Genomic DNA, 19,627 nt, shown 5'->3' with positions numbered 1-19,627 from the left:
GCTGCCTCTAGAAGCCTATATCGCTCTGAAAGGATGATCCCCGTGAGTAAGAATGATGATCCCGCTTTCCACTCGCGATTTGGTGGCTTGTGGGTGGACCGCGACGACTGGCGTCAGCAGATAACGGCCCGTCATTTGACATCCGAGCAAATAAATCAGATCGAATTTTTTGTTAGAAACGGCTTTATCATTCTACACGCTGCCGCAACACCAGAAAAAGTTGATGCATTTCGACGTAAAATAGAGACGTCTTTTCGCGAAGGAAATAAAGACGTCCTTTATCAGCGGCATGATGGCTATGATACTTTGCCATTAAGTCAACCTGAGGACAGATTGGGCGTACGTGTCGTCGATTCTTTTGTGCCGTTTTCGGAAGCTCTCGATCTTTTTTCTTCTCCATCATTGATTGCATTTTTGCAGCTGATATTCGACGCTGATCCCCTGTTGTTTCAGAGCTTGAGTTTCGATCAAGGGTCGCAACAGGGACTCCATCAAGACACGGCTTATGTTGTTGTCGATCAACCGTTAGAACTAGCCGCCTGCTGGATCGCGTTGGAAGATATTCAACCGGGTTCAGGCGAACTGATGTATGTTCCCGGTAGCCATCGGCTGCCCGACTGGAATTTTGGTGGGGACAGAAAACATTGGGTTGCCACCGAGGATGGGAAGGAGCCTCATGACGATTGGGCTCGGCATCTAACGCAGCATGCCAAAGATAGCCAATATGGAGTCCAATACTTCCTCCCCAAAAAAGGCGATATATTGGTATGGCACGCGGATTTGGCGCATGGCGGCGCGCCAGTCAAAAACCCCGACCTGACGCGGCAAAGTTTGGTCGGCCATTTTTGTCCGCAAGGGCGGTCACCCCATTTTTTTTCGACGTCTCCCCATTTGGCCACCATTCGTCATCGCGGTTCGCTTGCTTATTGCAGCCAGCATTATGACCTCGCCGGGCGACCCGATCAAACGCGGACGGACGCTAAAATACCCCCGCAACAAAATTTTATGTCGAGCATAGAGGCATTTCGTCAGGCGACGAAAAAGCAGGCCTCCTGATTGCAGTGCAGCACATTTTGCGGCTACTGCTTTGCGACGGGTAAGGGAATCATAAGTCGCTCGCAATCTGAACAGACTAGGGCGCGCTATTTCTTCGACGTGGGGATTTCAAGGGAGCGAAATACGGGCATATGGCCAATCTGATCATCACTGGAGGAGCCGGTTTCATCGGCGCGAATTTCGTCCGTCATTGGCGCAAAGCGTCTCCCGATGACGGTATCGTCGTCCTCGATGCGCTGACCTATGCAGGCAATCCTGCCAACATTACCGATGTGCCCGACGTCGAATTGGTCGTCGGCGACATTTGCGATACCGACCTCGTTTCCCAACTGATGGCCGATCATGATATCGACACGATCGTTCATTTCGCGGCGGAAAGCCATGTCGACCGATCCATCACTGGCCCTGACGCCTTTGTGACGACCAATGTCATCGGCACGCACAGCCTGCTCAAGGCGGCCAAGACCGCCTGGCTCGACAAGGGCACCGGCCGCCCCCATCGCTTCCACCATGTCTCGACCGACGAAGTCTATGGCACGTTGGAACTGGATGATCCGGCGTTCAGCGAAACCACCCCCTATGCCCCCAACTCGCCCTATTCGGCGTCGAAGGCGGGATCGGACCATCTGGTTCGGGCCTATCATCACACCTATGGGCTGGAAACGACGACCAGCAATTGTTCGAACAATTATGGTCCCTACCAGTTTCCCGAAAAGCTGATCCCGCTGTTCACCATCAATGCGCTGTCGGGCAAAAATCTGCCTATCTATGGCGATGGCATGAATATCCGCGACTGGCTGCACGTCGAAGATCATTGCATCGGCATCGAACTCATTCTGCGCAAGGGCCGGATCGGCGAAACCTATAATGTCGGCGGCGGGCAGGAATTGCCTAACATCGAAGTGATTCGCGAAATCTGCCGCGGTGTGGATGCCGCTTTCGAGCGCAATCCCGCCCTCGCGACGATGTTCCCCGATGCGCCCGCCGCGCAGGGCCGCCCTTCGATCGACCTGATGACCTATGTGCAGGACCGCAAGGGCCATGACCGTCGCTATGCCATCGACGAAACCAAAATTCGCAGCGAATTGGGCTACGCTCCATCGCGTGATTTCCCGCAGGGTTTTGCTGACACACTCAACTGGTTCCTGGATAACCAGGACTGGTGGCGTCCATTGATGAACCGCGCTGAGTTGGGTGGCTAATAGAACCTGACCTCCTTCGAACCGCCTTAGTCAAGGCGGAATGAGCCAGTTATCAAGGACCTTTGATGAAACTCAATCTCATCATACCCGTTTATCGCAATGTCGAGTTGGTTAAGACTTGCCTCGAATCGATAAGCGCAAATCTGGATGAAATTCGGGCATATAATCCTAAGGTCATCGTCATTAACGATTCGCCTGATGATGAGGCGGTTGAAGAGTATCTCGCAGAATGTCACAAGTCGGGCTTGATTGACCTCTATATTCGTAATTCCGCCAATATAGGCTTCGTTCAAAGCGTTAACAAAGGGTTGGCGATCAGCCGAAAAAATGGCGCAGGCGCGCTTCTGATTAACAGCGACACGATCACCTACAAAAACACATTGATAGAATGCGTTGCGGTAATGTTATCGGATCCCCAAATTGGCTTTGTATGCCCGCGATCTAACAACGCCGCCATCGCAACATTTCCCCAAGCGCCAAATAATCTATCCGGCATCGCGACGACGCCGGAGATTTGTCACATAAGTTGGCAATCAGTCTACCGATATTTGCCTCGCTATACTTTAGCGCCCACAGCCGTAGGCTTCTATATGCTCATTTCCCCCCAAGTCGTGGCCAACTTCGGGCATCTGGATGAAGCCTTTGGGACTGGGTATGAAGAAGAAAATGATCTCGTGATGCGTGCTGGTAAAGTAGGTTATCGAGCAGCACTCGCCAATCACGCCTATGCCTATCATTCGGGATCGGCGTCTTTCATGCTTCACGAAATGGACCTGAAAGGCCAGCAGCAAAATAATCTTCAAAAAATGATGGAACGGCACCCGGAGTTTTTGCCGTTGGTTCGAGAATTTGAGCGTTCTCCTGAACATCGGGCCATGACCCAGGTAAAAAATCTAATACCCACTGTGGAGGGTAAGCTTAAGGTTGCTCTTAACCTGCTGACCATGGGCCGTCATCACAATGGCACGAACGAACTGATCGTGAATTTCATCCATTGGTGCGATAAGCGGCAGTTTGACGAATTTGAAGTTTACGCCATTTGCGATAAGTCCGTCGCCGAATTTCATGGTATCGACCAACTTGAAAATGTGAAATTCCGGACTGAAATATCGCCAACCTACGCCGTTGCTATCTTCTTTGGCCAGCCTTTCGACTTACATCATATAAATGTTATGGAGCATCTCGCTCCCGTTAATATATATGGAATGCTGGATGTCATTGCGCTTGATTGCAGCAATTTGCGCTATGATAGCAACGTGGAGCCGATGTGGTCCTATGTTGCGCGTAACGCAAGTGGGCTGTTCTTCATCAGCCAGTTTGCAGAAGATACGTTCCGTCATCGATTCATTCGAAAAGATCGTGCTAAGAAATTTACGCGCCTTTTGCCGACCAGCCCAAAATCTTATGCCGCCCGTTATGATGGTGTAAGATTAGGGCGGGAGCATGTCCTTGTTATGGGAAACCATTTTGCACATAAGGCTGCTGGCAGCACTGGCAGAATGATTGCTAATGCTATCCCCAGCCTCTCCATTATAGTCATGGGGAATGGAAGCGAAACGTCTCTCCGAAATCTGCGCGAACTTCAAGCTGGCGTCGTTCCTGAAAAGGAAATGAACGATATTCTGGCAGGCAGTAGCGTTATCATTTTGCCGTCATATTATGAGGGGTTTGGCCTTTCACTTATGCACGCCCTCGCACTAGGTAAGCCTGTGGTTGCCAGGGATATTCCAGCAACACGCGAGATACTGGCCACCTTTTTAACGGTTGAAGGCGTGTATCTCTATGAAAGCGACAGCGAACTACCTGAGTTGGTGCGGGCTGCTGTGGCTTTTGGCCATTCCACCGTGGTCGAACGTGAACCAAGCGACTGGAATGAGTGGTCACGCGGACTATTCGAATTTGCCACCAGCCTGACGTCTAGTCCTGACCTATATGATCGACTGATGGACCGCATTGAGGACGGGGACACGTTGCGTTTTCGTCATTCGGTCGGAAATGCGGCATCGCAATCTTCTTCCCTCGCTTCACCTTCTGCAAGAGATGACGTGGATAGCGGTGCAACGCAAAAAATTTGGCGCGAATCCGATGCGACTGTCGATGTTGCTTCGATCCTTGCGCTAGCCCGTCTTATTCACCGGCGGCATGGGATGGGGTTGGCGGACGTGGCGTAAGTTACTGATCTGGAGTAGAGAAAGGGTGCTTAAATCATCCCTCTACGCCGGACAGAAAGTGCCACGACCGCCATGGCAGATGATAGCCTCCTCGGTTTCTCATTCCCAGCGATTTGCCGCAAGAAAATGACCGCCGCCTTCGACGGCGGTCGGCTGACATCCGATGGTGGCGTATTGCTGCTGGCGCAGGCCGAGCGACAGCTTGGCATTGCGGAACGGCTTGCCGCCTGCATTTGCGACCCTCGCGACCAGAGCCGCGTCGTCCACGATCTCGACGACATCCTGCGCGCTCGCATGCTGGCGATCGCCTGCGGCTATGAAGATGCCGATGATCTCGACAGTTTGCGTCACGATCCTGGGTTCAAGCTGGCGCTCGGCAAACTGCCCGGCGGCGTGATCGGCCTGGCAAGCCAGCCAACGATGAGCCGCTGGGAGAATGCGCCGACGACGCGCGAACTGGTGCGTCTGACAGGCGCGCTCGTTGATCTCTACTGCGCGAGCTATCCCGTGCCGCCGGTCGCGGTGACGCTTGATATAGATGAGACAGTTGATGTCGTCCATGGCGGCCAGCAGCTCTCCTTCTGGAACGGCCATTATGGCGAGCGCTGCTTCCTGCCGATCCATGTTTATGACACCGCGACTGGACGTCCGGTGGCGATGCTGCTGCGCACCGGCAAGAGCCCATCGGGGGTCGAGACGGCAGGCCATGTGCGTCGGCTGATCCGGCGCATCCGCTGCCACTGGCCCAATACCCGCATCACGCTACGCGGTGATGGCCATTACGGCCGCCCCGAGATCATGGCGTGGTGCGAGGCGAACGGCATCGACTATGTGTTCGGCCTGCCCGGCAACAAGGCGCTCCATGCCGATCCCGTCATCGTCAATCGCGGCGATGCCTGTGCCACCGACCGGGCGCTGCAGGGATTGGGCGTGCTGCGCCGTTATGCCGAGACTTGCTACGCCGCCAAATCCTGGGGGCCGACCAAACGCAGGGTCGTCGCGCGGATCGAAGCCAGCACTATGGGCCTCGATATCCGCTTCGTCGTCACCTCGATCGAGCTTGGTAGCGCCGAGCACATCTACGACACGCTCTATTGTGCTCGTGGCCAGGCTGAAAACCTCATCAAACTCCACAAGACCCAGTTGAAGAGCGATCGCACCTCCTGCCGATCGGCCAATGCCAACCAGATGCGCCTCATCCTCCACACTGCCGCATATTGGCTGATGTGGAAGCTGCGGCAGGCCGTGCCCGCCACCGCAGCGCTGAGGAACGCCGAGTTCGCCACCATCCGCATCCGCCTCATCAAGGTCGCCGCCCGCGTCGTCGAAACCGCCAGCCGCATCCGCATCGCCTTCGCCAGCGCTTGCCCCGACGCCGACATCTTCCAGCATATCGCCCGCGCCCTCAAAGCCGCGCCGACCTGAACGGCGCGGCGCGGCCGCAGATCGATCCACCCTGTCCAGAAACCCCGCAAACCTCTCGGCCAAACGCGATGAAATAGTCGCCACAGGGCAACTCGCGCTGGCCGCCTCAGCCTGCCACCCCGTCCCGGATTAAGCCATCACGCAGCAGACCGGTGAATAAGAGAGGCTAGATGATGAGGCGTTCATTGAGAAATTTTATCAACACGCACTTGGTCGTCGCGCTGATCCCGCTGGTCTTTCGCACCATCTCGCGCTGTTAAGCAGTGGCGTGACAAAAATCGACATGCTTCGTTCAATCCTTGAATCCCCGGAATTTAAGGAGCGACGCGCGAGCATTACGGTGATTGGCGGAGAATTATTAAAGCGTAAGAGCAAGCGTCGCCGATTGTTAATATCACGGGATTGAGCTGATCTTTCGATTCCGATGGACTATGTGATCGACCAAAAAGTCATTCCAGATCATCGAGAAGCTCTTGACCGAATGAGCATCGCCGCCTATCTGCGGCCTCCCAAGCGCAACGCGCTACAGATTGATGCCCGATCGTCTAAAGGTAAGACAACGGACTCTGACTCCGTTAATCGAGGTTCGAATCCTCGTCGGGCATCCAAACTACTTCCATTCATCCAATAGAAGTTCGGCGAGGACGCATCGTCCATCAAGCTGCATCGCCCCGTACAATAGCTATTTGGCGCTGGCGTCGGCGGCCTTGGCGTGGAAGAGCCAAGACTTCCGACGGGTCCTTCTCAAGGCGCTCAACCGCATTGGCTACAAGCAGTTCAAGCCCTTCTTCGCTCAGCAAACCGCCACGGATGAGACACCGATCCACCAAAACGCGACGAAACGCTGAATAGAGTTTCAGGTCCGGCTGACGAGGTGCCGCCCAAAAATCATCCAAATTGCCCTGGTGTACGACGCCTGGCACTTTGTAGACTGCATGTCCCAGCACCACGACTGGCTTGCCGCTGTTCAGGGCCAGCGTGCCCACAGTGCTGTTGACGGTCACCACGCCCAGAGATTTGCTCACTACCTCGGCAATGTCCCAGTCAGGTAGGTAGGATACGCGATCGGCCACACCATAATGTTTAGCAATCCGGTTCGTCAGCCTGCGCCAGGCGACAAGACCAGCATCCAGCGGATGACGTTTGACCAGCAGGAACACCCCCTGAGGCGCATGCTGTGCGAAGCTCTTTATCACGAAACGCAACGCGGCGCGCATGTTACCAAAGGGCGAATGAACCCGGATCTGATAGTCGGAATTGAGCTGGAGCGGCAGCGTGAAATAGGGCTTGTCTTTGACCGCTTCCCAAACGGCCGCCGAACGCTGAATTTCGCTCTGCCGCGTCAGTAGCTTGTAGCACCAGGCAACGGATTCGAGCAGGAAACTGTGCGGACGATGGGTCTGATAATAGGGAAAATAGGGCCGCATCCAGGCCGATGCCATGCCGTTCCGCATGGTGTTGCGCGCGCGCGCTCGAAAAGTCGATGGCACCGGCGGCAAGTCGCCATCATATGGTGACAGTTGTTCGGCCTGATCAAGATACCATTGCGGATCGAGCGGCAGGGTAGAGTTGCCGTTCACTCCATCATCCTGCAAAGTCAGGAAATCGGGACGAATATAGCCCTCCTCCATGACATGGACACGCAAGCCCCGCAGCCGCGCCATGCCATGCGCGGACGCATGATAGGGACGGCAATCACCATAGAGGATCAGGTCGGTGACGCCATGATTGACGACGAAATCATCGAAGAATAACGGCCAGTTGCGGAACGTGCCGCGATAGTCCGTGGCGTCCCCCGGCCAGTCGATCTTGTCGCCGCCATTGATATTGATCCGCAGGGCTATATGCCCACGCGTCCGAAGGGCATCCGCCAGCATTGCGAAATAGGGGCCGTGCGGCCCTTGCAGAAAGAGAAAGGTCTTGGTTGGCACGTCAGCCATGAAGATACTCAGCCGTCAAAGTCATAAACCGTCGTAACTTTCCCTGCATGGACCGCAACCGGATCAGCCATGTCGTCGGTGGCACAGCGCCATTTGCCAAGCGATCCGTCATCACTTCAGGGCCGCAGGGCAACCGGGTTACCGGGTCCAGATACCGTGGATAGAGAATGAGGGCGGCGGCGACAAGTTCGTCCAGCAACAATTGCCGCCCGCGCCGCGCAACCGGTGAGGCAAGATCGCGCGTCAGGCCCCAGCCTGCGTAGAAAGGCATGCCATGGACCGTCACGCGGCATCCCCGCATCAGAGCCTCGAACCCGGTCAGCGAAGACAGGACATGGACTTCATCGACCGCCTGCACCAGAGCCATGAGCGGCGAGCCGCGGTCGATGGCATCGGCATATGTCAGCACGGTCGCATCGGCCAGATGCCCTTTGCGATGCCCCGCCTCCACATCGGGATGGGGACGATAGATGATCCAGGCATCAGGCTCGGCGCGTCGGACCTGGCCAAGAAAATCGAGATTGCCGACGACCCCTGCCCCGCCAAGTTGCACCGACAAATCATCATCGACCTGCCCGATCGCCAGCACCGTGCGACGTCCGGTGGGTAAATCAGGCAACCGCCCCGTATCCTGCCCATATTTGGTGACCCCGCTGGCGCAAATACGCGCGCGCAGGCGGGCGGCACGTTCCACAAGAGCGGGGGAGAAATCCTGCGTCGCCAGCAAGGTTTCCAGATCGTTGGCAGCCAGCGCATTATAATAGATGCCGCTGCGGTCCACGACGATCGATCCCGGCGGATGCAGCGCCGCACCCAGCCCGCGTGAGCGCAGGAAGCCATCCTCCACCCGCACAAGTTGCACGCCCTGCGCCTGCGCGTCCGCCACCAGCGTCGGTGGCACCCGCGAAGGCCAGATGGCTAGCGCGCCGCGCCCATAACGGGCACGACGCACCCCCTGCGGTGCAGACAGAAACGGCGGTGAACGCTGTCCATCCCAAAGAAAGTGGCGCATTGCCTCCCGCTTCCAGAAGGCCATGCCACAGGCGGCTGCGATCCCTCGATTGCCGTCCAGATGCCGACGCCAGTCCGCCAACTGCGCTACCGCCTGCGCCGCATCGACAGGCGCGCCACTGAAACAGTCACGGTAGCGGGCAGCGGCAATGCGCCGTTTCAGCGTCGCGTGGAGCATGGCAGGATCGATCCGCACGCCATCCTGGCCAATCACTGGCACATCCAGCAGTCCGGCAACCAGCGCCACGTCATCGTCGGCGCTTGCCTTTATGCTTTGCACTTGCGCGACCTGTGTCCAGGGGTCGTTCGCTCCGGCCCAGAATGCCCCACCGACGCGCGCATCTCGGATCAGGTCGAGCAAGTCGTCAGCAACCTCGCCATCACACTCGATGGCCGCCTCGCTGATCGTAGCGACCGAAGGCGCAATGCCGGGAAACGGGGGCGACCGCAGAAAGGGCGGGAAAGTTAGGGGCTGGCGCGCAGCCCCTGCTGTCATATCCGAAGGCGATAGCGTCACTGTTCATCCATGCGCGGCGGCCGGTTGCACGTCAAGAAACAGACTCTGTCACTTCTTCCAGAAGACCCGTGATAATGTCGAAATAGTCGCGCCAGGTCGGGGCACGCCACTGTGCAATACGCGCGCGCTGTGCCGCCCGTTCCGGCGAATCCTCAGCGACATAGGCACAGATCATGCGCATCCAGCCTAATCCATCGAGTGGATCGAGATAATCGGGCGCATCACCGCCCACTTCGCGATGGGCGATAATGTCGCTGCAAATGACCGGCACACCCGCCGCCAGCGCTTCGACGACGGGCATCCCGAACCCTTCGATGAAGGACGGCATCAGCATCGCGCGGGCATGGGCGAGCAAGGCCTGCATTCGGTTGTCGGAAACCTCGCCCGCTTCGATCACATGGCCACGCAGCACTTCGCCGCGCTCCAGCATGTCGATGACATTTTCGTTTTCCCAGCCGCGCCGACCGATCAGCACCAGCATGGGTGCGTCATCGCCCATCGTCTCGATCAAGCGCCGCCAGATATTGAGCAGCAGCAGGTGATTTTTGCGTGGCTCTATGGTGGAGATGTAGACGAAATAGGGGCGATCGGGGACATCCTCGCGCGGGGCGCCGAATATGTCGGACGCGTCTGCGCCGAAATGGGCGACGCGGATCGCTCGTCCCTCCAGCCCGCGCCGCATATGCGGGGCAAGCGCGTCAATCGTCGCCTGGCTGTTGCCGATGATCCCATGGGCAAAGGCATCGATGGACCGCACGCGCCGCAAATGCTCCTCCGCCCCCTGCGGTCGGGCGAACTCTGGATGGCTGAGCGGAATCACGTCATGCACCAAGGTCACGAACTTCGCGCCTTCCGCCCGCAGGATCGCGCCGACCTGCTTGGGATCGTCCAGATGGTGTGGGGAAACCTGCAGATAGATGCGTGGTCGGGTAGCGCGCGGCACCGGGCGCGGCCGGGTGGCGAACATATGGCGGATCGCCGCCGCTTTGCCTTCGGCCGCATCATAGAGGCCCGGATTGCGCCATTTAGCCGCTGTCGAGGCCAGGAATTGGCGCACCGCGGCGCTGTTCAGCCGCCCATAATAGCCGCCCGCCGGATGAACCGCCGCAAAGGACAGGCGATCGGGCATGCGCTCCAGCAATTCGCGCGCATAGACATATTCGACGCGGTCGATGCCGGTGGGTGCTGCATGAAAGGAACGCGAGAGCAGCCGCGACAGATCGAGGATGATCTCGCTATCGCCTGCGCCGCCTGTCAGGTTCGGGCTGGCACGCTTGGACCGCAGCGCGAGCCGCGCGCCGGGGGCATTGAAAGGACGCAGCACCATGTCAGTGCGCGCCGAAGATCAAGGGCCAAGCCATCAAAGTTGCGCGCGAATCTCGTCGGCAAGCGCGCCGAGCGCGTCGGCATCGGCGAACGCGCCCTGCCCATGGGTGGCAAACCCGGCGGCCTGCCCGTCCCAGCGGGGCACGATATGGACATGCAGATGGAACACCGTCTGCCCGGCCGGTGCGCCATTGAACTGCGCGATATGCAAGCCATCCGGCTTCAGCGCGGAGCGGATGGCGCACGCGACTTTCTGCACCGTCGCCATCACCTGCGCCAGCGCCTCAGGCTCAATCTCCAGAATGTTACGCGCCTTCGACCATTTGGAAATGACCAGCGCATGCCCCTTCGACTGCGGCTGTATGTCGAGAAAAGCGAGCGTGTCGTCATCCTCATACAGCTTGGTCGCCGGGATTTTCCCTGCGATGATCAGGGCAAACGGATTGCCCGCATCATAGGTGCCATCGAGGCTCATCAGCCGTCCCTTATTGCACGAAATGCGCGGTGGTCTTGGCGGCTATATCCTCGGCCGTGACGCCGGGGGCCAGTTCGACCAGCTTGAACGGGCTGTCATGATCGGGCCGCTGGAAGACGCACAGGTCAGTGATGATCATGTCCACGACATTGCGGCCAGTCAGCGGCAGGGTGCATGCAGGAATGAATTTGGGATCGCCATTTTTGGACGTATGCTCCATCACCACGATGATCTTCTTGACGCCAGCGACCAGATCCATGGCACCGCCCATGCCCTTGATCATCTTGCCGGGGATCATCCAGTTGGCAATGTCGCCATTTTCCGCGACTTCCATCGCGCCCAGCACGGTCAGGTCGATATGCCCGCCACGGATCATCGCAAAACTGTCAGCGGAGGAGAAATAGGCGGTTTGCGGCAATTCGCTGATCGTCTGCTTGCCCGCGTTGATGAGGTCGGCATCTTCCTCCCCCTCGAACGGGAAGGGACCGATGCCCAGCATCCCGTTTTCGGACTGGAGCGTGACTTCCACGCCAGCGGGGATATGGTTGGCCACCAGCGTGGGGATGCCGATGCCCAGATTCACATAGAAGCCATCCTTGAGTTCCTTTGCCGCGCGTGCGGCCATTTCGTCACGAGTCCAGGGCATCAGTTCTTCTCCCCATCGGTAGGCAAGGCCCACCTTCTATCCATTGGAAAAACATCGTCAAATCCGCCTTTGAGGCCGCTGCCGTAGACAGGGTTCGGCAGGACGAACCAACCCCTTCCCCACAAGGCCGCAATCGCAGGCGTTGTCGTCGCCACACGTCGGGCAGCGACCGGTTGGCCAGCATTGAACAGGTCGGAAAAATCACCGAGCTGGTCACCGCCCAGCGCAATCACGCAATAGCGCGAAGCAATGGTCGCCCGGCGCCCATCCTTGCCCGATCCCATGGCATCATCGCCTTGCAGGAACAGCGTCTGGCCATGCACCGCCTGCCCAAGGCCCGCCGCGCTGATCGCCTGCGCCGTTGCCGCTGCGTTGGCGGCAGAACGATTGGTGTTGAACACCACGGTCACGCCCGCCGCCCGCAATTGCGCCAGCGCCGCGACCGCGCCAGGCACTGGGCTGACCGCGCCTGCGCCAGTGCGCTCCCACGCATCCCATGCTGCTTCGTCATAGCCTTTGCCCGACCGCGCATCATGATATTCATAGCCGATGTTCAGCAGCACGGTTTCGTCGACATCGAACACAGCGGCCAAAGGCTTGTCCCCGCACGGCACGAAGCGTGGCTGGTCGAGCGACGCACCCGATGCCAGCACGACGGACTGCGCCAGTCGTGCTTTGGCCGTAACGGTGGCATGGGCCGCAAGCATGGCAAAGGCCTGCACCGACAGCGCTGCCGCCTCGCCCGACCCGTAGAGATATTGCATCCCAGAGGGCGGATTGGTGGGCGGCGGGGCAATCGGTTGCGGCATGGGCGCACAGGCGGCGAGCAATGCTAACGCCATGCACAAACCAAAGCCCCTCCCCTTCAGGGGAGGGGTTGGGGTGGGGGCCATCGAAGGCACGGGCTGCACGCCCCCACCCCCGGCCCCTCCCCTGAAGGGGAGGGGAGCAAAAAAGCTCACGCCGCTTCCCGCTGCCTTACGGTGCGAAATTCGATCTTCTTGTCATAGGGCGCGCCGACGATCATGCGCTTCACATAAATGCCGGGCAGATGGATCATATCGGGATCGAGTGAGCCGACCGGCACCACTTCCTCGACTTCGGCAACGCAGATCTTCGCGGCCGTCGCCATCGGCTGGTTGAAGTTACGCGCGGTCTTGCGGAAAATCAGGTTGCCGCTCTCATCGGCTTTCCAGCCCTTGATGATCGCCACATCGGCAAAGATGCCGCGCTCCAGGATATAATCCTGCCCGTCGAAACTCTTGACTTCCTTGCCCTCGGCCACGGCCGTCCCGACGCCCGTCTTGGTGTAGAAGCCCGGAATGCCGCCCCCCCCTGCGCGGCACCGTTCGGCCAGCGTCCCCTGCGGGCAGAACTCGACCTCCAGCTCGCCCGCCAGATATTGCCGCTCGAACTCTTTGTTTTCGCCGACATAGGAGGAGATCATCTTCTTGACCTGCCGGGTGCGGAGCAGCTTGCCCAGCCCCTCGCCATCAATCCCGGCATTGTTGGACGCGATGGTCAGATCCTTGACGCCCGAATCGCGGATCGCATCGATCAGTCGTTCGGGAATGCCGCACAGGCCAAATCCGCCCGCACAGAGTTCCATCCCGTCGAAGAGGAGGCCTTCCAGAGCCGATGCCGCATCAGGGTAGAGCTTGTTCACCATCGCTTATTCTCCTCCTCAACTTGATCCTGCCCATAGGGGACAAGCGGGCCGCCGGTCAATTTACTGCGATCGCGAAAGCGCGTCAGATCAATCCCGCCAGAGGACTGGACGGGTCGGCATACATGCGCTTGCCCATGCGCCCGGCGCGATAGGCCATACGGCCCGCCTCGACACCGGCCTTCATCGCGGCGGCCATCAGCACCGGGTCTTTCGCCTCGGCGATCGCCGTGTTCATCAGCACGCCGGTACAGCCCAGTTCCATCGCCTGCGCCGCTTCCGACGCCGTGCCGACCCCGGCATCGACCAATACCGGCAGCTTGGTGCCCTCCACGATCAGCCGGATCGTCACCCGGTTCTGGATGCCCAGCCCGGACCCGATGGGCGCGCCCAGCGGCATGATCGCCACCGCACCGACATCCTCCAGCCGCTTGGCCGCGATCGGATCATCGACGCAATAGACCATCGGCTTGAAGCCTTCCTTGGCCAATATCTCGGTCGCGCGCAGCGTTTCGACCATGTCGGGATAGAGCGTCCGCGCCTCACCCAGCACTTCGAGCTTCACCAGTTCCCAACCGCCCGCTTCCCGCGCCAGGCGCAGCGTGCGGATGGCGTCCTCGCCCGTGAAACAGCCCGCCGTATTGGGCAGATAGGTGATGACCTTCGGGTCGATATAGTCGGTCAGCATCGGCGCCTTGGGGTCCGACACATTGACGCGGCGCACGGCCACGGTGACGATCTCCGCACCCGATGCCGCGACCGCCGCCGCATTCTGCTCGAAACTCTTATATTTGCCCGTGCCGACGATCAGTCGCGAGCGGAATGTCTTGCCAGCAACGCTCCAGCTATCGTCGGCCGCCAGAGCGATGTCACCACCGCCGACGAAATGCACGATTTCCAGTTCGTCGCCATCCTCGACCATCACGTCCTGCAGCGTCGAGCGGGGCACGACCGCCAGATTGCGCTCCACCGCCACCTTTTCCGGCACGAAGCCCAGTTCGCTTGCCAGCGCCGCCAGCGTCAGCCCTTCGCGCACGCGGCGATGCTCGCCATTGATGTGGATGGATATGGTGCCGTCGACGCTCACGATATGCGGTCCCGTTCTTGCAAAAAGGAAACGTGCCTCGACTTGGCGCGGCACGAAAGGCTAAGGATTGTGCAGCATATAGGGGTGGCATCGCCCCAGCCGCAACATGCAAGGGGGATCGCCATGGCGGATAGTCGCAAAATCTACGTTCTCAACGGCCCCAATCTCAATCTGCTGGGCACGCGAGAGCCAGAAATCTATGGCTATGACACGCTCGACGACATCGCCGAACGGATGGAGGATGCCGCCACCCGCGCCCATGTCGCCCTCGATTTTCGCCAATCCAATCATGAAGGCCATCTGATCGACTGGTTGCAGGAAGCCCATAGCGAAGGCGCACATGCGGTCATCATCAATCCCGGCGGCCTGACCCACACCTCCGTCGCCCTGCATGACGCGATCAAGGCGATCAGCGTGCCGGTGATCGAAATTCACCTGTCCAACCCCCATGCCCGCGAACCTTTCCGCCATAAAAGCTATGTCGGCATGGCGGCGAAGGGGACGATCGCGGGCTTTGGCCCCCTCTCCTATATGCTCGCGCTCGAAGCCGCCCTGGAACTATAGTATCGGCGCATACGGCGTTGCACTCGATCGGCCAGACGTTACAAAGTTGCGCTTTGCCGCAAACCGGCATAGGCGCTGGCCGCTAGAGATACGGTATAATGGCAAACAAGGGTCAACCATGAACGACAAGCAAGACAAGGGCGCGATGCAGGTGGACGTTACCCTGGTGCGCGAACTGGCCGCGCTGCTGGACGACACCAACCTGACAGAAATCGAGGTCGAAGACGGCGACCGCAAGATCCGCGTCGCCCGCAAGGCCGGGGCCATGGCACCCGTCTATGCCGCGCCACCCGCAGCGCCCGTTGCAGCAGCCGCCCCCGCCGTGGCCGCGCCTGCCGCCACCGCAGCCGAACCCGCCATGCCCGCCGGCACGCTGGTCCGCTCGCCGATCGTCGGCACCGCCTATCTGTCGGCCGAACCCGGCGCCACGCCCTTCGCCCGTATCGGGTCGCAGGTTGCCGCTGGTGAAACCGTGCTGATCATCGAAGCCATGAAGGTCATGAACGCGATTTCCGCGCCGGTATCGGGCACGGTCAAGGCCGTGTTCGTCGATAACGGGCAGCCGGTCGAATTCGACCAGCCGCTCATCGTGATCGAATAAGGCCACAATAGCTCATGGCCATTGAAAAGCTGCTCATCGCCAATCGCGGCGAAATCGCGCTCCGCATCCACCGCGCCTGCCATGAAATGGGCATCAAGACGGTCGCGGTCCATTCCACCGCCGACGCCGACGCCATGCATGTGCGCCTCGCCGACGAAGCGATCTGCATCGGGCCGCCCGCCGCGCGCGACAGCTATCTGAACGTCGCGGCGATCATCTCCGCCGCCGAAATCTCCGGCGCGGACGCGATCCATCCCGGCTATGGTTTCCTGAGCGAAAACGCCAAATTCGCCGAGATCGTCGAAGCGCATGGCATCGCTTTCGTTGGGCCAAAGCCCGAACATATCCGCACCATGGGCGACAAGATCGAAGCCAAGCGCACCGCTGGCGCGCTCGGCCTGCCGCTCGTCCCCGGCTCCGACGGCGCGATCAGCGACCTGGAAGAAGCCAAGGCGATTGCAGAGAAGGCTGGTTACCCGGTCATCATCAAGGCGGCTTCGGGCGGCGGCGGTCGCGGCATGAAGGTCTGCACCTCGCCCGACGATCTGGAAACGCTGATGCAGCAGGCCGGGTCGGAAGCGAAGGCCGCTTTCGGCGACGCCACCGTTTATCTCGAAAAATATCTCGGCAACCCCCGCCACATCGAAATCCAGGTGTTCGGCGACGGCAAGGGCAATGCCATCCATCTGGGCGAACGCGACTGTTCGCTCCAGCGCCGCCACCAGAAGGTGCTGGAAGAAGCCCCCTCCCCGGTGCTGGGCCAGGCCGATCGCGAGCGTATCGGCGGCATATGTGCCAAGGCGATGGCCGACATGGCCTATCGCGGCGCGGGCACGATCGAATTTCTGTGGGAAGATGGGGAATTCTACTTCATCGAAATGAACACCCGGCTGCAGGTCGAACATCCCGTGACCGAGATGATCACCGGCGTCGACCTGGTGCGCGAACAGATCCGCATAGCCGAGGGTCGGCCACTGTCGGTTGCGCAGGAAGATATCGTGTTTTCGGGCCATGCGATCGAATGCCGCATCAACGCCGAAGACCCCCGCACCTTCGCCCCCTCACCCGGCACCGTGACCAGCTATCACGTCCCCGGCGGCATGCACGTCCGCGTCGATAGCGGCCTGTATCAAGGCTATAAGGTGCCGCCTTATTATGACTCCATGATCGGCAAGCTGATCGTCTATGGCCGCACCCGTGAGGGCGCGATCATGCGCTTGAAGCGCGCGCTGGAGGAATATGTGATCGAGGGGATGAAGACCACCATTCCTCTGCATCAGGCGCTGCTGCGCGATCCTGAGTTCCTCAACGGCGATTATACGATCAAGTGGCTGGAGGAATGGCTGGCCCGCGACGGCCAGCCATGAAGGCAAGCATCTGGCATAACCCCCGCTGTTCGAAATCGCGCGAGGCGCTTGCGATCCTGCAAGCGACGCCGGGCGTGGAGGTCGAGATTGTCGACTATCTCAAGACCCCTCCGAGCCGCGCCGAACTGGAAGCGCTGTTCGCCAAGGCTGGCGTCACCCCCGCGCAGGCGCTGCGCAAGGGCGAGGCCGTGGTGAAGGAGATCGGCCTCAATACGGACAGCGATTCGGACATACTTCATGCAATGACATCGCACCCGATCCTGATCGAGCGACCGATCGTGATCACGGAAAAGGGCGCGGTCATTGCCCGGCCGCCCGAAAAGGCGCGTGACGTTCTGTGACGCTGGAGCGAAGGGCAGGCGATGTGCCTGCCCTCCGCCTTCTCAAAAGCGATATTGCAGCGTCAGCGTGACATTGCGTGGCTCGCCGAAAGCATGTTGGTTGTAAAAGCCTATCTGCGAATAATAATGTTTGTCGAACAGATTTTCGACATTGACCTGAGCCGACAGGCCGGGCTCGAACTCATATCGGCCCATCAGGTTGACCAGCGCATAGGGCTTGACCTCCAGTCGTTCCGCCGCCCCCGTTACCGGGTTGATGGCGTCGGTATAGCTCAGCCCCTCCCAATTGACCCCGCCGCCTATTGTGAGGCTGTTCAGCTTATAGGTGGTGAATAGGCGCAACAACTTCTGCGCATAAAGCGTGTTGATACGCGCGCCGTTCGCATCCTTAGCGCGAAACTGGGTGTAGTTGCCGCTGACCGACCAGCCGGGCAGCACTTCGCCATTCGCCTCGACTTCGAATCCGGTGCTTCTGGCACCCTTGATCGCCCGATAGGCTTGTTCATTTTCCGTACCCAGCACCGGAATGTCGCCGTCCAGCACGCCGAAATTATCCTGCTCGATGCGGAAGACCGACAGCGCTGTGTTCAGCCGCCCGCCAAAGAAGCTGCTCTTGAGCCCGGCCTCATAGGTGCTGCCCGATAGCGGATCGAGGAACTGGCCGTTGCGGTTCCGTATCTGCTGCGGCTGGAAAATGTCGGTATAGCTGGCATAGAGCGTATGGCCCGGTGCGATATCGTACAGTAGCCCGGCATAGGGCGTGAACTTGTCGCGGATGCCGTAATCGATCGCCATGCCATAATAGCCGCCGGTGCGATCCCAGCTGTTCAGTCGCCCGCCCAATATGAGCTTGAGCGAATCCGCGAGATTGACCCGCGTCGATGCGAAATAGCCCCATTGCTTGGTGGCGAGGTCCACCTGATGGCTGCGCGCGCCCCAGGTCGGTTCGGCATAGCTGCCATCCCAGGTCAGGAAATTACCCGGCGTCGCGACATTGCTGCGCGCATAGCCGAAAAAGTCCATATCCTGCTTGGCATAGCTTGCCCCGACCATCAATTCATGGTCGCGACCGAACAGCGCGTAGCTGCCATTCAGCCGGATGCCGACATCGAACTGGTTGCGCCGCGCGTCAAAGCGACTGGGCGAGGCCGTCATGCCAAGACCCGTATCCTTGTCCGGCTGCCCCGACAGGAACAGCAATCGCATGTCGCTGCTGTTCTGCGTATAATTGCCATAAACGCGCAATTGCCACCGTTCGCCGAGTTGCTGCGTCGCATCGGCAAAATAGGTGGCATTTTTCGCGGGCCATGTCGTCCAGTCCGCACCGATGCTTTGGGACCGGCTCCAATCCGTGCGGGAGCCATCGGAAAACCAGGTCGGCAAACCGCCCCATTGGGTGCCGCTGGCATCATGGTCCTGATAGCTGGCGCCGAAGCGCAGATGCGTGTCCACCGTGACATCAGCGTCGATCACGCCGTATAGGACGAGTTTCTTGTTGTGCAGGCGGTCAATGAAACTGTCGCCTTCCTCATATTTGGCCACGACCCGGCCGCGCACGGCGCCATCGGCGGTGATGGGCGCACTGATATCGCCCATGACGAAAATATTGTCCCAGCGGCTTGCCGAAGCGGTCAACGTTCCGGTCAGATGGTCGCTGTCGGCATGTTTGCGCACCAGGTTGACCGAAGCCGAGGGATTGCCGACGCCGGTCAGAAGACCCGTGGCACCGCGCACGATCTCGACCTGTTCGTAGATAATGACGTCCAGATTGGATTCGCCCGCGCTGAATCCCTGGTCCCATTGCACAGGGATGCCGTCAATCTGATAGATATTGATGTCGAAGCCGCGCGCCGAAAAGCCGTTGCGCGAACTGTCCAGCGCCTTGACCGAAACGCCCGCCGCATTGTTCATGACATCACTCAGCGTTCGGATCGCCTGATCCTCCATACGCTGCGCCGTCATCACCGTCACGGACTGGGGCGTCTCCTGAATGGTCAGGCCCAGCCCCGTCGCTGACCCCAGTTTCTCATTGGTGGTGTAGGAACCCGTGACGATGATCTGGTCTGCTTCCGTCGCATCGGTCGGCGCAGAGGTCTGCGCCTGTGCGGGCGCGACGAGCAACAGCGCAAGCGGCGATGCCGTGATGGACAAAAGAATGACGTGCGACTTTGGCATGGCGATGCCCCCCGATGATCTGCTTATAATGATATTGCGAATGATTCGCGGTCGCCA

General features: G+C 59.5%; 18 protein-coding genes and 1 tRNA gene. 10 read left to right on the top strand and 9 right to left on the bottom strand.

Translation table 11 applies throughout. From position 1 onward, the window contains the following. The first annotated feature begins 42 nt into the window (after positions 1 to 42). From BSY17_RS21015 to BSY17_RS15545, 6 genes are all read left to right on the top strand, one after another. Positions 43 to 1,056, top strand: coding sequence for a phytanoyl-CoA dioxygenase family protein (locus tag BSY17_RS21015; RefSeq protein WP_171899255.1), 1,014 nt, complete (start codon positions 43 to 45; stop codon positions 1,054 to 1,056). 131 nt (positions 1,057 to 1,187) lie between these two features. Then, positions 1,188 to 2,258 carry a dTDP-glucose 4,6-dehydratase gene (gene rfbB, locus BSY17_RS15565; protein ID WP_037472276.1) on the top strand — a complete coding sequence of 357 codons (1,071 nt, stop codon included), beginning with the start codon at positions 1,188 to 1,190 and terminating at the stop codon, positions 2,256 to 2,258. A 65-nt stretch (positions 2,259 to 2,323) separates the two neighbouring features. Beyond that, entirely contained in the window at positions 2,324 to 4,429 is a 2,106-nt protein-coding gene (locus BSY17_RS15555) for a glycosyltransferase (RefSeq protein WP_083217140.1), read from the top strand. Between the two features lie 72 nt (positions 4,430 to 4,501). Then, positions 4,502 to 5,854 carry an IS1380 family transposase gene (locus BSY17_RS15550; RefSeq protein ID WP_069064624.1) on the top strand — a complete coding sequence of 451 codons (1,353 nt, stop codon included), beginning with the start codon at positions 4,502 to 4,504 and terminating at the stop codon, positions 5,852 to 5,854. Positions 5,855 to 6,038: 184 nt separating this feature from the next. Beyond that, positions 6,039 to 6,260 (top strand): DUF4214 domain-containing protein, encoded by a 222-nt coding sequence (locus tag BSY17_RS22210; protein WP_083217139.1) that lies wholly within the window; start codon positions 6,039 to 6,041, stop codon positions 6,258 to 6,260. A gap of 128 nt (positions 6,261 to 6,388) precedes the next feature. Continuing rightward, positions 6,389 to 6,462: transfer RNA gene (locus BSY17_RS15545), tRNA-Gln, on the top strand. Positions 6,463 to 6,510: 48 nt separating this feature from the next. On the opposite strand, the gene BSY17_RS15540 is transcribed toward BSY17_RS15545, so the two are convergent. The 8 genes from BSY17_RS15540 to thiS all read right to left on the bottom strand — a co-directional run bounded on the left by BSY17_RS15540 (position 6,511) and on the right by thiS (position 14,522). Beyond that, positions 6,511 to 7,794 carry a capsule biosynthesis protein gene (locus BSY17_RS15540; protein ID WP_037474332.1) on the bottom strand — a complete coding sequence of 428 codons (1,284 nt, stop codon included), beginning with the start codon at positions 7,792 to 7,794 and terminating at the stop codon, positions 6,511 to 6,513. Then, positions 7,787 to 9,301 (bottom strand): capsular polysaccharide export protein, LipB/KpsS family, encoded by a 1,515-nt coding sequence (locus BSY17_RS15535; RefSeq protein WP_069066155.1) that lies wholly within the window; start codon positions 9,299 to 9,301, stop codon positions 7,787 to 7,789. Before BSY17_RS15535 ends, BSY17_RS15540 begins: the two co-directional genes overlap by 8 nt. A gap of 52 nt (positions 9,302 to 9,353) precedes the next feature. Then, on the bottom strand, positions 9,354 to 10,649 hold the full coding sequence (locus BSY17_RS15530; RefSeq protein WP_069066154.1) for a glycosyltransferase family 4 protein: 1,296 nt from the start codon (positions 10,647 to 10,649) through the stop codon (positions 9,354 to 9,356). A 33-nt stretch (positions 10,650 to 10,682) separates the two neighbouring features. After that, positions 10,683 to 11,123 carry an HIT family protein gene (locus BSY17_RS15525; protein WP_037477283.1) on the bottom strand — a complete coding sequence of 147 codons (441 nt, stop codon included), beginning with the start codon at positions 11,121 to 11,123 and terminating at the stop codon, positions 10,683 to 10,685. A 10-nt stretch (positions 11,124 to 11,133) separates the two neighbouring features. Then, positions 11,134 to 11,769, bottom strand: a complete 636-nt coding sequence (locus tag BSY17_RS15520) for a CoA transferase subunit B (RefSeq protein WP_037477281.1) — start codon at positions 11,767 to 11,769, stop codon at positions 11,134 to 11,136. Further along, a complete protein-coding gene (locus BSY17_RS15515; RefSeq protein WP_069066153.1) occupies positions 11,769 to 12,611 on the bottom strand; it encodes an HAD family acid phosphatase in 843 nt (280 codons plus the stop codon). Before BSY17_RS15515 ends, BSY17_RS15520 begins: the two co-directional genes overlap by 1 nt. 116 nt (positions 12,612 to 12,727) lie before the next feature. After that, on the bottom strand, positions 12,728 to 13,438 hold the full coding sequence (locus tag BSY17_RS15510) for a CoA transferase subunit A (RefSeq protein WP_069066152.1): 711 nt from the start codon (positions 13,436 to 13,438) through the stop codon (positions 12,728 to 12,730). An 82-nt stretch (positions 13,439 to 13,520) separates the two neighbouring features. Beyond that, complete coding sequence (thiS, locus tag BSY17_RS15505; RefSeq protein WP_083217138.1) at positions 13,521 to 14,522, bottom strand: sulfur carrier protein ThiS; 1,002 nt, start codon at positions 14,520 to 14,522, stop codon at positions 13,521 to 13,523. A 123-nt stretch (positions 14,523 to 14,645) separates the two neighbouring features. Between thiS and aroQ the strand changes: the two genes are divergently transcribed. The 4 genes from aroQ to arsC all read left to right on the top strand — a co-directional run bounded on the left by aroQ (position 14,646) and on the right by arsC (position 17,395). Next, positions 14,646 to 15,086: a type II 3-dehydroquinate dehydratase gene (gene aroQ / locus BSY17_RS15500; RefSeq protein WP_069066151.1), complete on the top strand. Its 441-nt coding sequence runs from the start codon at positions 14,646 to 14,648 to the stop codon at positions 15,084 to 15,086. Between the two features lie 118 nt (positions 15,087 to 15,204). After that, complete coding sequence (accB, locus tag BSY17_RS15495) at positions 15,205 to 15,687, top strand: acetyl-CoA carboxylase biotin carboxyl carrier protein (protein WP_069066150.1); 483 nt, start codon at positions 15,205 to 15,207, stop codon at positions 15,685 to 15,687. Between the two features lie 14 nt (positions 15,688 to 15,701). Next, positions 15,702 to 17,054, top strand: coding sequence for an acetyl-CoA carboxylase biotin carboxylase subunit (accC, locus tag BSY17_RS15490; RefSeq protein ID WP_037477272.1), 1,353 nt, complete (start codon positions 15,702 to 15,704; stop codon positions 17,052 to 17,054). Then, the gene (arsC, locus tag BSY17_RS15485) at positions 17,051 to 17,395 is read left to right on the top strand and encodes an arsenate reductase (glutaredoxin) (protein ID WP_069067017.1); all 345 of its coding nucleotides are present in this window, start codon (positions 17,051 to 17,053) and stop codon (positions 17,393 to 17,395) included. Before accC ends, arsC begins: the two co-directional genes overlap by 4 nt. A gap of 42 nt (positions 17,396 to 17,437) precedes the next feature. Here the strand turns inward: arsC and BSY17_RS15480 are convergent, their stop codons facing one another. Then, positions 17,438 to 19,570: a TonB-dependent siderophore receptor gene (locus tag BSY17_RS15480; RefSeq protein ID WP_069066149.1), complete on the bottom strand. Its 2,133-nt coding sequence runs from the start codon at positions 19,568 to 19,570 to the stop codon at positions 17,438 to 17,440. Positions 19,571 to 19,627 lie beyond the last annotated feature (57 nt).

This window comes from Sphingobium sp. RAC03 (assembly GCF_001713415.1).
Taxonomy (GTDB): Bacteria; Pseudomonadota; Alphaproteobacteria; order Sphingomonadales; family Sphingomonadaceae; genus Sphingobium.
The sequence above is the reverse complement of the archived record's forward strand: the minus strand, read 5'-3'. Positions and strand labels throughout refer to the sequence as shown.

Bases quoted from the DNA above. Each gene is read 5' to 3' on its own strand.
- rfbB (WP_037472276.1), top strand. From the start codon at position 1,188: ATGGCCAATCTGATCATCACTGGAGGAGCCGGTTTCATCGGCGCGAAT.
- BSY17_RS15555 (WP_083217140.1), top strand. From the start codon at position 2,324: ATGAAACTCAATCTCATCATACCCGTTTATCGCAATGTCGAGTTGGTT.
- BSY17_RS15550 (WP_069064624.1), top strand. From the start codon at position 4,502: ATGGCAGATGATAGCCTCCTCGGTTTCTCATTCCCAGCGATTTGCCGC.
- BSY17_RS15540 (WP_037474332.1), bottom strand. From the start codon at position 7,794: ATGGCTGACGTGCCAACCAAGACCTTTCTCTTTCTGCAAGGGCCGCAC.
- BSY17_RS15535 (WP_069066155.1), bottom strand. From the start codon at position 9,301: ATGACAGCAGGGGCTGCGCGCCAGCCCCTAACTTTCCCGCCCTTTCTG.
- BSY17_RS15530 (WP_069066154.1), bottom strand. From the start codon at position 10,649: ATGGTGCTGCGTCCTTTCAATGCCCCCGGCGCGCGGCTCGCGCTGCGG.
- BSY17_RS15525 (WP_037477283.1), bottom strand. From the start codon at position 11,123: ATGAGCCTCGATGGCACCTATGATGCGGGCAATCCGTTTGCCCTGATC.
- BSY17_RS15520 (WP_037477281.1), bottom strand. From the start codon at position 11,769: ATGCCCTGGACTCGTGACGAAATGGCCGCACGCGCGGCAAAGGAACTC.
- BSY17_RS15515 (WP_069066153.1), bottom strand. From the start codon at position 12,611: ATGGCGTTAGCATTGCTCGCCGCCTGTGCGCCCATGCCGCAACCGATT.
- BSY17_RS15510 (WP_069066152.1), bottom strand. From the start codon at position 13,438: ATGGTGAACAAGCTCTACCCTGATGCGGCATCGGCTCTGGAAGGCCTC.
- aroQ (WP_069066151.1), top strand. From the start codon at position 14,646: ATGGCGGATAGTCGCAAAATCTACGTTCTCAACGGCCCCAATCTCAAT.
- accB (WP_069066150.1), top strand. From the start codon at position 15,205: ATGAACGACAAGCAAGACAAGGGCGCGATGCAGGTGGACGTTACCCTG.
- accC (WP_037477272.1), top strand. From the start codon at position 15,702: ATGGCCATTGAAAAGCTGCTCATCGCCAATCGCGGCGAAATCGCGCTC.
- arsC (WP_069067017.1), top strand. From the start codon at position 17,051: ATGAAGGCAAGCATCTGGCATAACCCCCGCTGTTCGAAATCGCGCGAG.
- BSY17_RS15480 (WP_069066149.1), bottom strand. From the start codon at position 19,570: ATGCCAAAGTCGCACGTCATTCTTTTGTCCATCACGGCATCGCCGCTT.